13 protein-coding genes are annotated in these 14,835 nt (G+C 70.3%); 5 read left to right on the forward strand and 8 right to left on the reverse strand.

Annotated features, from left to right (window positions below; translation table 11 throughout):
• Window positions 1-114: 114 nt before the first annotated feature.
• The 5 genes from ACFY3V_RS07195 to ACFY3V_RS07215 form a co-directional block, all read right to left on the reverse strand.
• Window positions 115-672 (reverse strand): type II secretion system F family protein, encoded by a 558-nt coding sequence (locus ACFY3V_RS07195; protein ID WP_362896872.1) that lies wholly within the window; start codon window positions 670-672, stop codon window positions 115-117.
• Window positions 673-1,352: 680 nt separating this feature from the next.
• Window positions 1,353-2,093, reverse strand: a complete 741-nt coding sequence (locus ACFY3V_RS07200) for a type II secretion system F family protein (protein ID WP_389770855.1) — start codon at window positions 2,091-2,093, stop codon at window positions 1,353-1,355.
• Entirely contained in the window at window positions 2,054-3,370 is a 1,317-nt protein-coding gene (locus ACFY3V_RS07205) for a TadA family conjugal transfer-associated ATPase (RefSeq protein WP_389770858.1), read from the reverse strand. Before ACFY3V_RS07205 ends, ACFY3V_RS07200 begins: the two co-directional genes overlap by 40 nt.
• Window positions 3,367-4,413 (reverse strand): septum site-determining protein Ssd, encoded by a 1,047-nt coding sequence (gene ssd, locus ACFY3V_RS07210; RefSeq protein WP_350942490.1) that lies wholly within the window; start codon window positions 4,411-4,413, stop codon window positions 3,367-3,369. The genes ACFY3V_RS07205 and ssd overlap by 4 nt, the downstream gene beginning before the upstream one ends.
• A 1,067-nt stretch (window positions 4,414-5,480) precedes the next feature.
• Window positions 5,481-6,272 (reverse strand): oxidoreductase, encoded by a 792-nt coding sequence (locus ACFY3V_RS07215; RefSeq protein WP_389770862.1) that lies wholly within the window; start codon window positions 6,270-6,272, stop codon window positions 5,481-5,483.
• Between the two features lie 599 nt (window positions 6,273-6,871).
• Between ACFY3V_RS07215 and acs the strand changes: the two genes are divergently transcribed.
• The 4 genes from acs to ACFY3V_RS07235 all read left to right on the forward strand — a co-directional run bounded on the left by acs (window position 6,872) and on the right by ACFY3V_RS07235 (window position 11,450).
• Complete coding sequence (acs, locus tag ACFY3V_RS07220) at window positions 6,872-8,857, forward strand: acetate--CoA ligase (protein WP_362896876.1); 1,986 nt, start codon at window positions 6,872-6,874, stop codon at window positions 8,855-8,857.
• A gap of 768 nt (window positions 8,858-9,625) precedes the next feature.
• Window positions 9,626-10,093 carry a phage holin family protein gene (locus tag ACFY3V_RS07225; RefSeq protein WP_350942487.1) on the forward strand — a complete coding sequence of 156 codons (468 nt, stop codon included), beginning with the start codon at window positions 9,626-9,628 and terminating at the stop codon, window positions 10,091-10,093.
• On the forward strand, window positions 10,090-11,013 hold the full coding sequence (locus ACFY3V_RS07230) for an alpha/beta hydrolase (RefSeq protein ID WP_362896877.1): 924 nt from the start codon (window positions 10,090-10,092) through the stop codon (window positions 11,011-11,013). The genes ACFY3V_RS07225 and ACFY3V_RS07230 overlap by 4 nt, the downstream gene beginning before the upstream one ends.
• Window positions 11,010-11,450, forward strand: coding sequence for a DUF309 domain-containing protein (locus ACFY3V_RS07235; RefSeq protein ID WP_362896878.1), 441 nt, complete (start codon window positions 11,010-11,012; stop codon window positions 11,448-11,450). Before ACFY3V_RS07230 ends, ACFY3V_RS07235 begins: the two co-directional genes overlap by 4 nt.
• A gap of 87 nt (window positions 11,451-11,537) precedes the next feature.
• Here ACFY3V_RS07235 and ACFY3V_RS07240 read toward each other — a convergent pair whose 3' ends face one another.
• A complete protein-coding gene (locus ACFY3V_RS07240; protein ID WP_350942484.1) occupies window positions 11,538-12,737 on the reverse strand; it encodes a MarP family serine protease in 1,200 nt (399 codons plus the stop codon).
• 72 nt (window positions 12,738-12,809) lie between these two features.
• Between ACFY3V_RS07240 and ACFY3V_RS07245 the strand changes: the two genes are divergently transcribed.
• Window positions 12,810-13,358, forward strand: coding sequence for a HEAT repeat domain-containing protein (locus ACFY3V_RS07245; RefSeq protein WP_362896879.1), 549 nt, complete (start codon window positions 12,810-12,812; stop codon window positions 13,356-13,358).
• Here ACFY3V_RS07245 and ACFY3V_RS07250 read toward each other — a convergent pair.
• Window positions 13,308-13,952 (reverse strand): NUDIX hydrolase, encoded by a 645-nt coding sequence (locus tag ACFY3V_RS07250; RefSeq protein ID WP_389770869.1) that lies wholly within the window; start codon window positions 13,950-13,952, stop codon window positions 13,308-13,310. The genes ACFY3V_RS07245 and ACFY3V_RS07250 overlap by 51 nt on opposite strands.
• A gap of 160 nt (window positions 13,953-14,112) precedes the next feature.
• A complete protein-coding gene (nth, locus tag ACFY3V_RS07255; protein WP_362896880.1) occupies window positions 14,113-14,832 on the reverse strand; it encodes an endonuclease III in 720 nt (239 codons plus the stop codon).
• Between the last annotated feature and the right edge of the window lie 3 nt (window positions 14,833-14,835).

A 14,835-nucleotide genomic window follows, 5' to 3' on the forward strand; every position in this document is an offset into this window, starting at 1 on the left:
CACGGATGGAGGCCTTTCCGGGTTCTCAATGAGGAAATTTCTGGACGTCTATCCACAGGCGGCACCACTTTTCTGTGGATAACCCCTCTCGGCGGGGAAAAGTCTGTGGATAACTCAAGGGAGCAGCACCTCACCGGCGAGACCGGCCACGACGGGGATGATGCCCAGGAAGACGAACGCGGGCAGGAAACACAGTCCCAGGGGAGCGACGGCCTGGACCCCGACCCGTTGGGCGGCCGCCGCGGACGCGGCGCGGGCGACACGGCGGGAATCGTCGGAGAGCCTGGTGAGGACATCGGCCACCGGTGCGCCGCTCGACGCGGCCCGGCTCATGGCACGGGCCAAAAGGGCGAGCGGGCGCTCGGAGGCCAGAGCCCGCCAGGCGTCCTCCGGCGCGGCTCCCAGCCTCAGCTGGCCACTCACCCAGGCCAGTCTCTCGCCCAGCGGTCCCCCGATCGCCTCCACCGTGACATCGATGGCTCCGGTGACCGGCTGACCGACGCGCAGACAGGCGACCATGAGGTCGGCCGCCAGCGGCAGATCCGCAGTCAGCCGTCGGCGTTCCTCACGGACTTCGGGTGGCTCCCGCCTGCGCAGGACCACCAGTGCGATCCAGAAACCGGCGACGCCCATGACCACTCCCGGCAGGCCGCCCACTGTCAGGAACGCCACCAGCCCTGGAGCTACGGCGGTCGCGAGTTCACCCCGGCCCGGCCGTCGTCTCTCCCTCGGCTCCCGGACCGTGCCCTCTCTCGGTTCTCGGAGCATCCCCGCAGGTCCTCGGTCCACCTCCGCAGGTCCTCGGACCGTCCCCGCAGCAGAGGAAAACGCGGGTGTTTCCGCCTCTTGCCGCACCCGAGGGAACCCAGTCGGCTGCCCCACCCCGGGGAACCCGGCCGGGTGAGGTGAACTCCGCACATGGCGGAGCCGGTCGGATTGTTCTCTCCGGGTGCTCCACAGTCGGCCGGCGATTCCGGCGAGCACCACGGCCAGCAAGATGATCATCACCTTTCCTCCCCACGTCTCCACGTTCTGCCCACGTCTCCATGTCCTGGTTTTCGCCTCCGTCGGCCTCACGTCACGGCTTCCTGAACCCCCCTGGCCTCATGTCCTGCCTTCCTCACTCCTGGACACGGGCCTAACCCCTGAACACGGGCCTCAGCCCTCCCGAGGTTGCGGGTCTGGCCTTGCCCGGCAGGCGTGCTACGAAGGGCGACGAGCTCCTTCCCTGTTGGCGGCCGAAAGGCGTGCTGGGACCCGGGGTGGGCGATGTGGGGGGACCTGCGCAGGTCGAGGGTGGTGGGCAACCCGCACGGGGCACTCACCGGCCAGATCCTCTGGGCACGTGGCTGTCAGATCCGCTGGGCACGAGTGACCAGACGGTGGGTCCACCACAGACCACAGGCGTCGAGCGCGAGGCCGACGGCCAGGCAGCCCGCACCCGCCGGGCCGCCGAAAAGGAAGTGCAGCGGGCGCATGCCAAGACCGGCTGCCATCAGCAGACCGAGAACGGGCAGAGCCGCCAGCAGCCGGGCCGTGGCGCGGGGACCGGCGAGCTGGGCGGCGACCTCGTGACGATGAGCCTGGGCCTCTCGGAGCGAACCGGCGACACGGTCGACGAGAACGGCCAGACCCGCCCCGGCGGTCACGCTCGCCTTCCAGCAGGCGGCCAGCCCCCGGAACGCCTCGCCGCCGTGTTCGGGTGCCACGGCCAGCAGAGCGGCGGGGACGTCACCTCCGTCTCTCGCCGCCGCGACCAGCGGGCGCAGGGCCACGGGCTCGGGAAAGCCCGCCGCCCCCACGGCCCGCGCCAGCGCCTCGCCCGCCGTCCGTCCCGCCGCCAGCTCGGCGGAGAGCCCCTGGCACAGCTCGATCGACGCGATCCGCCAGGCGTCCGCACGCCTGGAAGGCCGTGCCCGCGCGATGAACCTCTCGTGGAGGGAACCCTGCACGATCGGGCGGCGACGCCTCATCCGGCGCAGGCGAGCGGCGCCAAGGTCCGCCCCCATCCATAGCCACGCCGCCACAGCGGCGAGGAACAGGGCGGTCGCCATCATGTCGTCGGCCGTGACATCGACCGTGGCACCGACCACGCCCTCGGCTCGTCAAAGTCCCGATCACTCGGATCACTCGGCGCGTCCGGGGAAGCCTCCCGGCGGTGACAGGACGCGGGCACCGCCTGACATGAATCGGCGACGCCGGGGGCTCGGGCCGCGAGGGCCGGCAGACCTGGGCCGGGGGTCACCTGCCCGTCCGGAGCGAAGGTGAGGGCAGATTCGGCCTCGACCAGCCCCGAAGGGCGACGGACCAGCATGCAGATCTCGGCGACCCGGCGACGTCCGTCGGCACGGTCACGAACCAGATGGACGACAACGTCCAAGGCGGCGGCGATCTGGCTGTGGACCGCCTCCCGGCTGAGACCCGCCGCGCACCCCAGCGCCTCCAGACGGGGTGGCACATCGGTCGCGGTGTTGGCGTGCAGGGTGCCACAACCTCCCTCATGACCGGTGTTCAAAGCATTAAGAAGATCAACTACCTCGGCTCCCCTCACCTCTCCGACGACAAGCCGGTCGGGGCGCATCCGCAGGGCCTGACGGACGAGATCGCGCAGGCCGACACCACCCGCACCCTCAAGGTTGGCCGGGCGCGACTCAAGGCGGACGACGTGAGGGTGAAGCGGTCTCAGCTCCGCCGAGTCTTCGACGAGCAGCAGCCTCTCGCCGGGATGGGCCAGGGAGAGCAGGGCGGAGAGCAGCGTCGTCTTGCCCGTACCCGTGCCGCCCGTGACCAGGAAGGCGAGCCTCGACTCGATCACCGCCGTGAGAACGGAGACGCTGTCGGCCCTGATCGCGCCCGCTTCGACCAGGTCGGGAAGGGTGAAGGTGCGTCTGGGCGGGAGCCGCAGGGAGAGGCAGGTGCCGTTGGGCGCCACGGGCGGAAGGACGGCGTGCAGCCGGACACCTCCGGCAAGACGTGCGTCGACGTACGGGCACGCGTCGTCGAGGCGCCTGCCCGCGGCGGAGGCGAGGCGCTGTGCCAGCCGCCGGAGAGCGTCTTCGCTCGGGAAGACGATCGACGTCAGGCGTAACCCACCGCCGTCGTCGACCCACACCTCGCGCGGGCCGTTCACCAGAACGTCGGTGACCTCGGCCTCGGCCAGCAACGGCTCCAAAGGACCGGCCCCGATGAGATCGGCGCACAGGACCCGGGCCACCGCCAGGATCTCCGCGTCACCGAGCATCGCCCGCTCGGCTCGCAGCGCGACCGCGACGTGCGCGGCACTGGGCTCGACGCCCGTCCGGGCCAGTCGTACGCGAACCGCCTCCACCAGCTCCGGCGAGACCGTCACGGCTGTGTCGGCCCGCTTCACGCGTCCGGCCCGAACAACTCGTGCAGGAACGCGAAGCAGAACCGCCCGAGAGAGGTGCGGCGGCCGAGCGGGGGGACGTCCCCCCGCTCGAGCGCGGCGGCCAGACGAGGCTGGTCGGGGAGGCTGCCGCCGTGCGGGATGCCGAGCGAGGCCGCCACCACGTCGTCGTTCAGGACCCCGCTGCGCACGACGGCCCGCACCTCACCCGTGTGCCCGCGCAGCCCGGCGAGCACCTGGGCGGCGGCGAGCACGCCGCGCACATCTGCGGTGACGACCAGAAGGGTCGTGGCGGCTCGTCCGAGCGCCTCCACCGCGGCCTCGTCGAGGTGGCGCGGCAGGTCGACGACGACCAGGTCGAAGCCCCTGCGGCCCGCCTCAAGGACCGAGCGCATCGCCTCGGCCGGGATCGGATCGACCTCGCCCCGGTGAAAGGAGAGCAAGGTCAGCCCGGCGAAGGTCGGCAGGGCCGCCTGGAGCGCGGTATGGCTCACCCTGCCCTCACGGGCGACCAGGTCCGACCAGCGCGCCCCGTCGGACTCCTCCTGGCCGAGGAGGAGGTCGAGACCTCCACCGAGCGGATCGGCGTCGACGAGGAGGGTGCGGATGCGCCGCCGGGACGCGGCCATTGCCAGCGAACCCGCCAGGACGCTGGCTCCCGCTCCTCCCCGCCCTCCCGCGACACACACCACGGAGCCGGGTGTCGCGGGCGGCTCGACGGCGTCGGCGAACTCGTCGACCAGCTGTCGCTCCGCGGCGGGCAACTCCAGCACGCCCTGAGCGCCGACCGCGACGCACTTGCGCCATGTGTCGGGATCTTCGGAGGTGTGGGTGGCCAGGAAGACACGGGAGCGAGGTGGCGGACCGGTCGCGGCCAGGGCGTCGGCCACGTCGCCCCCGACGACGACCAGCGGAGCACGGTTCCAATAAGGCCGGGCGTGCGCGGGCACGTGGGCGACGTCGAGCTCGGCTCCGGCCGCGGCGGCTACACGAAGCAGGTCGTCGAGCAGATCGTGGTCTTCGGTGATGATCAGCGGACGGTCCACGGATGCCTCCCTGGGGTGCGGGGGCTCCACTTTCCGCGACGACCTCCCCTTCAGGGGAAACCGAACGCCGCACTGTGGATAACCCTTGCCGACAGGGAGAGCCTGTGGATAACCGGTCGTCGGCCGGAAGGTCGGGAAGTCATGCCGCCGGGGCAGAGGGCGCTCGAAGAAAAGGGCGACCCCCGCCGGGGGGGAGAGAGCGGGGGTCGCCAACCGGTCCGGCTCTGGGGGGGTAGAGCCGGTCCCGTTTCGGAAGAAAGCCTTCAACAACCGACCGGAGCACAGCGAGAGGGTCGTGTTGCGACCTGCGCAGTTACTCCGGTTTGGGGAGATAACACCTCATGCTGCCCGATCAACTTGAGTTCCGTCGAGGAGTAATCCTGGATTTCCACCAGTTTTTTTAATGCAACGGTCCAGTCTCCGGACACGGTCCCGCCGAGGCGCGCGCCACGCACACACGAACGACGGTGACGCTCGGTAATCGCCACCGAGATGCCACGGCACCCGCCGGACGCCACACCGGGCATGCGCAGCGGAGCATAAAACGATATAAGAGGGGATTCGTCCATTAATGTCCCCTGATCCGTAAAGGTCTTGCTCCCAGGGGTTCCCATCTGCGCGGATCGGACGTACAAAGGTTTTACGGACCAGTTGTCCGGGCATGGCCGCCGAGTACCCACGTGCCGTCAGCCGCGGGAGGCGCGCTGAATCGGGCTTGCCCCGCTTCAGCGATTATCAGGTGCACGCTTGGTAACTCGGTCGGGACATGTCGGCGACGGCGCCCCCACACCAGGGGCGCCGTCGGTATGTACGGCCGATCCCGCCGGATGTCCGCAATCAGTGACGTTCGGTGATCGAACGCGCGGTCAGTCGTCACTCAGCGGCACCGATGAGTGAGTAGGCGGGCAGGCCACGGGTGCGATCGAGCCGATCCCGGGGCAGGTCGGACGCGAATGCGCGGACGGGCTCAGGGACGCGGGCAAGTGTCCTCGCGCCGCCCCACTGCCCCGCCCCCGCCGGCCCCACTGCCCTCGCACCGACCCGCTGAGCTCACGGCCGGTCCGAGGTCAGCCGCGCTGCATGGCCTCGCAGATCGCCGTGGCCTCTCGTACGCCCAGCGTGACCGCCGACGCGCAGTGCCGCACCCACGCGGCGACGCCCTCGGGGGTACCGCTCAGATATGACCGCAACCCCTCCCCGTAGGCGGAGCCGAGTTCGAGGTGGCCCACCTCGACGGCGACCAGCGACTTCGGGTCGAGGCCGAACTCCACGAGCGTCAACCGCTCCGCCGCCCGCGCGACCACACCGTCCGCCGTACCGAACGGGCGCAGCACGGCCAGTTCCGCGTGTACGACGGCGGCGAGCACCAGGGCGGGGGCCTTCAACGAGGCCGTAACCAGCCGGACCAGCCCGTCCACCCGTGCCACCGTCTCCTGCGGTCCGGGGGCGGCCCCCAGGCCGAGCGGGTCGGGCGCCTCCGCGACGGCCCTGGGGCGGCCGAGGTCCCCCGTGTCCCCGCCGTCTCCGACGAGCCCCGAGGCCGCGAGCGTATGCAGCCTGGCCAGCACCTGACGGGGCGCCGACCGCCAGGTCGCGCCGAGTCGCCCGAGTTCGGCCGAGACCCGCAGCGCGCCCTGTACCACGGGATCGGTGACCTCGGGGATGGCTTCGAGGGGCACGTCCACGCCCTCCAGGGCCGCTGACGCGCGTGCGCCGCGCAACGCGGATCTGGCCGACACCTCCGGACTCTTACGTCGCAGCACGCGGTGCCCGTAGAGCCGGTCGACGGCCTTGCGCGCGTCGGTGACCGCCTCGGACACTCCGGGCATTCCCGCGATGACAGCCAATGGGTCGCTCACGCTGCCCGACCCTATCGGGGCCGTTCGGCGGGACTTCGGCCAGACCATGCGGCACTTCGGGTCGCGTCTCCGCCCGTCCGGAGGAGCCTCCCCGCGGGAAACGACCCTTGAGAGGCCGTGAGATGCGTGGGAGACCGCCCGGGAAGACCCTTTCTGAGGACCTCGCCGCTGAGAGGCCACCCACGGAGACCTCCTCGGAAGGCCGCCTTCGCGGGAGAAGGCGGCCTTCGCGAGACCTCCGGGAAGACATCTCCTCGGGGCACCCCGTCCTCGGGAGCCCTCGCAGGGAGCCCTCTCTCGGGAGGCTCAGGAGGCTTACCGGAGGCGGCTCGGGAAACACGGCGTGCGAACCGTTCACCGAGCGCATGGCACCGTCCGGCGCACCACCTCGCCACCGCACGTTGAACAACGCCGTCCACATTCCTACGGTGTCGAAAACGCAGCGTTCCGTGGGTGGAACTCCCTAGAAATGAGGCGTTTGACCGTATATGGCCCCTCATCACCGGTTGGTACAGACCTGTCTAGACCTCTTGTGGCGGACACATGTGGCCTGGTGAAGTGGGACACGACCGTCGATAGCAGTACGTGAGGAGTGCGTAGTGGCCCCGGAGAACCCTGGTTCCAAGTCGCGTGAGACCCAGGAGACGCTGTCGAACCTGCTGCGGGAGACCCGGCGGTTCGCACCTCCCGCCGACCTGGCCGCGGCCGCGAACGTGACCGCCGACGCCTACGCGGAGGCCGAACGGGACCGCCTCGCCTTCTGGGAGAAGCAGGCGGACCGCCTGACCTGGTCGAAGCGCTGGGACACCACCCTTGAGTGGAACCCGCCCTTCGCCAAGTGGTTCGTCGGCGGCGAGCTCAACATCGCCTACAACTGCGTCGACCGCCACGTGGAGGCGGGCCGCGGCGACAAGGTCGCCTACCACTGGGAGGGCGAGCCCGAGGGCGACACCCGTACGCTCACCTACTCCGACCTGCTGCGCGAGGTCTCCAAGGCCGCCAACGCACTCACCGAGCTGGGCGTCGGCAAGGGCGACCGGGTCGCGATCTACATGCCGATGATCCCCGAGCTGCCGATCACGATGCTGGCCTGCGCCCGGATCGGAGCGATCCACTCGGTGGTGTTCGGCGGATTCTCCGCGAGCGCGCTCAGCGGACGGATCCAGGACGCGGACGCCAAGCTCGTGGTCACCGCCGACGGCGGCTACCGCCGTGGCGCGCCCAGCGCGCTCAAGCCGACCGTGGACGAGGCCGTCAAGGAGTGCCCCGGCATCGAGCACGTCCTCGTCGTGCGGCGGACCGGCCAGGACGTGGAGCAGACCGACAAGGACGTCTGGTGGCACGACGTCGTGGACCGGCAGTCCGACGTCCACGAGGCACGGCCGAACGACGCCGAGGACCCGCTCTACATCCTCTACACCAGCGGGACGACCGGTAGGCCCAAGGGCATCCTGCACACCACCGGCGGCTACCTCACCCAGGCCGCCTACACCCACAACGCGGTGTTCGACCTCAAGCCCGACACCGACGTCTACTGGTGCACCGCCGACATCGGCTGGGTGACCGGCCACTCCTACATCGTGTACGGCCCTCTCGCCAACGGCGCGACGAGCGTCATCTACGAGGGCACCCCCGACACCCCGCACCGGGGCCGGTTCTGGGAGATCGTGCAGAAGTACGGGGTCACGCTGCTCTACACGGCCCCGACGGCCATCCGTACGTTCATGAAGTGGGGCGACGACATCCCCGCGAAGTACGACCTGTCGTCCCTGCGGATCCTGGGCAGCGTCGGCGAGCCGATCAACCCCGAGGCCTACATCTGGTACCGCGAGCACATCGGCGGCAACCGTACCCCGGTCGTCGACACCTGGTGGCAGACCGAGACCGGCGCCGTCATGATCAGCCCGCTGCCCGGTGTCACCGAGGGCAAGCCCGGCGCGGCCATGCGCCCGCTGCCCGGCATCACCGCCGACGTGGTCGACGACCAGGGCCAGAGCGTGGGCAACGGCGGTGGCGGCTACCTCGCGATCCGCGACCCGTGGCCGTCGATGCTCCGCACCATCTGGGGCGACGACCAGCGCTACATCGACACCTACTGGTCCCGCTTCGAGGGCATGTACTTCGCGGGCGACGGCGCCAAGAGGGACCAGGACGGCGACATCTGGCTGCTCGGCCGGGTGGACGACGTCATGCTCGTCTCCGGGCACAACATCTCCACCACCGAGGTCGAGTCGGCGCTGGTCTCCCACCCGAAGGTCGCCGAGGCGGCCGTGGTCGGCGCGACCGACCCGGTTACCGGGCAGGCCATCGTGTCGTTCGTGATCCTGCGCGGCAACGCCGAGGAGGGCGAGGACATCGCGGCCGAGCTGCGCGCCCACGTGTCCAAGGCCCTCGGCCCGATCGCGAAGCCGCGCCAGATCCTCGTCGTCCCCGAGCTGCCCAAGACCCGCTCCGGAAAGATCATGCGACGCCTCCTGCGTGACGTGGCGGAGAACCGCAGCGTCGGCGACGTCACCACCCTCGCCGACAGCACGGTGATGAACCTCATCTCGGAGAAGCTGCCCAGCGCCAAGAGCGAGGACTGAGCCGACCGGAACACCCGGGTGGGCCGAAGACGCCGAAGACGCCGAAGACACGGCCCACCCGGAGCTTTTGAGCACTCCGAGCCCTCGTGAGAAGCCCTCCCCGGGGGCCTCCGGCGAACTCACGCGGTCTCCCGGTCCCCCGACGTCGCCGTCGCGGACCTTCAGTGGTCTCACGTGGTCTCACGTGGTCTCGCCGAAAGGCTCCCCGTGGTCCCTCGCCGTCGCCGGGCCTTCAACAGGCTCCGGTGACGGCGGCGTCTCCCGGCCCTCCCGCCGATCCCCGCGATGACGGGGCCCCTCTCGCCCGGAAGCCTTTTCTCGTCGACTCTCATCGGCCCGGCGATGTTCACCGGCCCGCCGCCGGGGTAGCACCCGGCCCGTTGAACATCATCTTCACGGCCGAAGGCCGCCGTAGCCCGCGGGAACCGGGAGCTCCTTCCCTCAGGGGGCGGGAGTCGCCCCGGCGGTCGCCGTCCCGGTCAGGGGTCCGACGGTCCCGCAGCGGCTTCACGTGCCGTCCGCCCGGCGGCGGACCCGCGGTGCAGGTTCTCACCACCGAACAGCCGAGACCTCACCAAAGGGGTGCAGCCCCACGCCTCCCTTCCGCCTCAGGACTAAAGTCGGAAGTCTTGATGACGCAGGTATTTGATGACACGTACGCGATCACCCCGGCGTGCTCGCGGCGCCGGCTCCGCTGCAGGTGTGCGTGCGCGACCACCTCGACGCGCAGCATGATGTTCGACAAAGGCCCTCGATAGGAGATCGTCCATGACACATATCCCGCCCGCGGAACCACAGGAGGAGTCACTGGGCGCGCTGGTCGCCGCCGCCAGCGACCACATATCCACCCTGGTACGCGCCGAGATCGAGCTCGCCAAGGCCGAGTTCAGGTTCGACGCCAAACGGGTCGGTACGGCGGCCGGGCTCTTCGGCGCCGCGGCGTTCATGGCGCACCTGTGCCTGATCCTCGCCTCCTTCACGATCGCCTACGCCCTGGTCGCCGCAGGTGTGTGGACCTGGCTCGCCTTCCTGATCGTCACCGTGTTCTACCTGATCGTGGCCGCGTTGCTGGTCTTCATCGGCATACGGCGGCTCAAGGGCCTGACCGGGATGAAGCGGACGCTGCGCTCGCTCAAGACCATCAAGAGCGGCGGGCACGACCCCGCTCTCGACACGGCTGTGGCCACGGCCGGCCAGACGGGCGGCCATCGCGACCCGGTGAGACCGAGCCAGTGAGCAGGCCCGACGAGTCCCTGGTCAGGATCGAGGGCCCGTGGACCCACCGTTCCGTCCACGCCGGCGGCACCCGCTTCCACGTCGTGGAGGCCGGTACGGGCCCTCTCGTGCTGCTGCTCCACGGGTTCCCGCAGTTCTGGTGGAGCTGGCGCAACCAGCTCGTCTCGCTCCCCGCGGCCGGCTATCGCGCCGTCGCCGTCGACCTTCGGGGCTATGGAGCCAGCGACAAGCCTCCGCGCGGCTACGACCTGCACACCCTGGCCGCCGACGCGGCAGGACTGATCCGGGCGCTGGGCGAGACCGGTGCCGTCGTCGTCGGCCACGACTGGGGCGGGCTGCTCGCCTGGACCATGGCCGTGACGGATCCCAAGGCGGTCCTGCGGCTGGTCCCGGTCTCGGCACCGCACCCCCGGCGTCTCCGCACCACGCTGTTCACCGAGCCCTTCGGCCAGTTCAGGGCGGCCCGCTACGCGCTGGGCTTCCAGCTGCCGCTGCTTCCTGAGCGGCGTCTGACCGCCGACTCCGGCGCCAGGGTGGGGCGGCTGCTCGATCAGTGGTCGGGGCCCGGCTGGCCTGAGGAGGACGTGGCGAAGACCTATCGCGACGCGTTCCGCATTCGCAACGTCTCGCACTGCGCGCTGGAGTATCACCGCTGGTTCGGCCGCTCCCAGCTCCGCCCCGACGGGTGGCGCTACGCGAAGACCATGCGCACCCAGGTCAACGCGCCGACCCTGCAGTTGCACGGCGCGCTCGACAGGCACATCCTGCCGCGCACCGCCCAGGGCTCCGGCCGCTACGTCGCCGCCTCCTACCGGTGGCGGCTCATCGAGGGTGCCGGGCACTTCCCGCACGAGGAGCGCCCCGAGGAGTTCGACGCCGAACTCGTGGCCTGGCTGTCCGACCCGGAGCCCGACCGATGAGTCGACGCGACCGGGATCCCGACGGCAGGCCGCGCAACCAGCGCCCCCGCGACGCGTTCGGCCGCCCGCTGCCCCACGGCGCCGAGGGCGTGGAGCGCATCCCCGACGACTACGCGCCGAGCGCCGAGGAGGCGATCTCCGAGGCGCGCCGCCTGCTCGGCGAGGGGCGGCCGTTCCATGCCCACGAGGTGCTTGAGGGCCGCTGGAAGAACTCCCCTGAGGAGGAGCGCGAGCTCTGGCAGGGACTGGCGCAGATCTGCGTCGGCCTCACCCACCTGCAGCGGGGCAACCGGCGCGGGGCCGCGACGCTGTTCGTGCGGGGCGCCGACCGGATCAGCCGCTACGGGATGCCGTACGAGCTGATCGCCAGGACCGCCCACGAGCTCGACGACCTGGAGGCTGAGGTGGCCATCGCCAGGATCGAGGCCCTTCTCTGACGTTCGCCCCTCCGCGCGGCGGTGAGGGCGAGGCCGTGACGGTCCGCGAAGGGCTCCGGGAGCCGTTCGCGGGTTCTCGTCGACGGGCTAGTTCTGGTCGCACTCCTGGGTGTCGACCTGGTTGAAGAGCTTGGAGCCGTCCTCGGCGTCCGGCGCGACCTCCGCGGCGGTGAGCACGTAGCCGGTCTCCTGCTGGTCGAGGGCCGCGGCGAAGACGACACCGTAGACCTTGCCGTCGGTGGTGAGCAGCGGGCCACCCGAGTTGCCCTGGCGGACCAGGCCGCGGATGGCGTACACGTCGCGGACGACGGACTTGCGCTCGTAGATGTTGAGGCCCTTCGCCTTCTGCTGCACCCGGATGCGGGCCACGTTCATGGTGTAGCCGTGGCCGTGCGGGAATCCGGCGACGATCGCGTCGTCACCCTTCTGCGCGGTGCCGTCGAAGCGCAGGATCGGCATGTTGAGCCCGGGGACGTGGAGGATGGCGATGTCCCGGTCGGGGTTGTAGAGCACGACCTTGGCCGGGTGGGTCTTGTTGAGGTAGTCGGTGACCTGCAGGCCCTGGTTGACCCCGGCGACCACGTGCGCGTTCGTCATGATCTTGTTCTGGGCGTAGACGAACCCGGTGCCCTCGATGTGCTTGCGGCAGCTCGTGGCGACGCCCTGCACCTTCACGATGCCCCGGCGTGCCCGGGTGAGCTGCTTGTTGCCCTTCGCCACGCTCTGATCGGGCGGCGAGACGTCGACGAGCTGGCCGCCCCCGATGGCGTCGAACACCTTGGGGAAGCCGGAGGTGTTGATGAAGTTCTTGAACGGCACCTGCAGGTCCTTGGCCGCGCTGGGCAGCGTCTGGTCGACCGTGCTCAGCAGCAGGGACCTGTTGACCTGCTCGCTGATCAGCGTGAACTGCGACGACGCCACCAGCGAGCCGATCAGCCACGCGATGATCAGCACGGAGAAGGCGCTGGCGAAGGTGCCGCCGACCGCGTCGACGACCTTGGCGGGCTCCCAGGTGACATGGCTGCGGACCACCGCGCCGATCGTGGACGAGGCGAACTGCCCGACCGTGGCGGTGAGGAAGACGATGACGATCGCGAGCAGGGCACGCTCGGTCTCGCCGTCGACCACCGCCCCGGCGAGGGGTGGGGCGATGAACATGCCCAGCAGGCCGCCACCGACAAAACCGACAAAGCTCAGGGCCCCGATGATGAACCCCTGGCGGTATCCCGACACCGCGAAGGCCACCATCAGGGCGATCAGGATGAGATCGAGGAGATCACCGCTCACTCCCTTACGGTATCCAGCCACCGCCCCGCGCGTGCACCCCTTCCGTGAGCTCTCTGCGGTTATCGTGGCCAGATGGCGATGATCGGAGGGGCGGCGGTGGAGTCTCTCATCGAGGCCGCGCTGCGAGAACGCGATCAGGAGGGTGCGGCACGCTGGCGCGCGATCACCCAGCTGCAGGAACGCGGCGATCTGGAGACCTTCACCGCGGCACGGAGGTTGTGCTCGGGGAAGACCGCCGCCGAGCGGATGCTCGGGGTCGACATCCTGGGACGGCTCGGCTTCGTCGACCGGACGCTGCCGGTGTTGCGGGCCATGTCCGTCCGGGAGGACGACTGCCTGGTGCTCTACTCGGTGCTGATCGCCTTCGGCCATCTCAGGGACCGCCGCGCGCTGCCGTCGGTGATCGCCCTCGCCGAGCACGACGATCCCCGGATAAGGTACGGGGCCGCGTACGCGCTGCCGAACATCATGGGCAGCCCGCCGGACCCGACGGGTCTGGCCGCGCTGCGGCGGCTCACCCTCGATCCCGACGAGGACGTGGCCGACTGGGCCCGCCTCGGCCTCGCCCTGTCAACGGGACGCGAGGTTGAGGACGTCGGGCGGGATGTCCTCGACCCGTGACCGGTCCCAGGGAAGCTCGAAGCCGGAACCGCCGAGCACCCCGTCGAGCACTCCCGCGGTGAAGCCCCACACCAGCAGCCCGCGCACCCGGAACGCCGGCCCCTGGTGACCGCTCGGGTGGCGCAGGACGATCCGGTTGGCCGGGTCGACGAGCTCGCGGATCGGGACCCGCTCCACCGACTCCACCTCGTCGGGCGAGGCCGCGTGCACCGCGCAGGGGGTGTGCCACCATCCCAGCACCGGGGTCACCCGGTTGTCGCTGTGGCTCAGATACAGCTCGGGCATGGTCCCCAGCACCCGGACGCCCGCCGGATCGAGACCGGTCTCCTCGCCCGCCTCGCGCAGCGCGGCACCGATCGGGCCGTCGTCCTCGGGATCCACCCCGCCCCCCGGGAACGCGGGCTGTCCCGCGTGCGTACGCCCGCGCGAGCTGCGCTGGATGAGCAGCACGTCCGGGCCGAGCGGCCCTTCGCCGAAGAGCAGGAGGACCGCCGCCCGCCGCCCCCCGGACACCGGAGGGCGGAGCAGCGGTGCGGGCGACATCCCCGTGACCCGCTCCGTCAGCGTTTCCAACCACCCTGGGACCTCTTCCACGGGCACACCTCCGGTTCTCTGCAACACGATGCCCCGCCCCGCGCTTCCCGGCCTTCGCGGATCCACCGACACCGGGAGACACCCAAGAGGCACCGGAGGACACGGGGAGACACCGGGAGACGCAGGCCGGGTGGTCATCCGGCGACGGGCAGGGGGGAGATCACGAGAAAGGCCCTGGACGCACCAGCTTGGCGGCCTGGGCCGCGTCGACGGGGCCGATGCCGTACGACGGGCAGAGCGCGGCGAGCGGGCAGACCCCGCAGGCCGGTTTGCGCGCGTGGCAGATCCGGCGGCCGTGCCAGATCAGGCGGTGGGACATCATCGTCCAGTCGCGCTTCGGGATGAGCCCGGCGACGACCTGCTCGATCTTCACCGGGTCGGTCTCCGAGGTCCAGCGGAAGCGGTGGACGAGCCGCTGGAAGTGGGTGTCGACGGTGATCCCGGGCACCCCGAAGGCGTTTCCGAGCACGACGTTGGCGGTCTTGCGCCCGACTCCGGGCAGGGCCACCAGGTCCTTGAGGCGGCCGGGGACCTCTCCGCCGTGGCGCTCGCACAGGGCTTGGGCCATGCCGATGATGCTGGTGGTCTTGGCGCGGAAGAAGCCGGTCGGCCGGATGATCCCCTCAAGCTCGGCCCGGTCGGCACCTGCGTAGTCCTCCGCCGTAGGATATTTTACGAAAAGGGTAGGAGTGACTGTATTGACCCTTTTGTCCGTGCACTGGGCGGACAAGATCGTCGCGACCAGTAATTCGAGAGGATCACGGAAGTCGAGTTCGCAGTGGGCGTCAGGATAGGTTTCCACCAGAATCCGATCCATTCGACGAGCTCGACGGACCAGGGCAAGCTGGGATTCACCACCGGGGCTGACGTTGCGAAGCACTCC

It is taken from the genome of Streptosporangium sp. NPDC000095 (assembly GCF_042899335.1).
Classification (GTDB): Bacteria; Actinomycetota; Actinomycetes; order Streptosporangiales; family Streptosporangiaceae; genus Streptosporangium.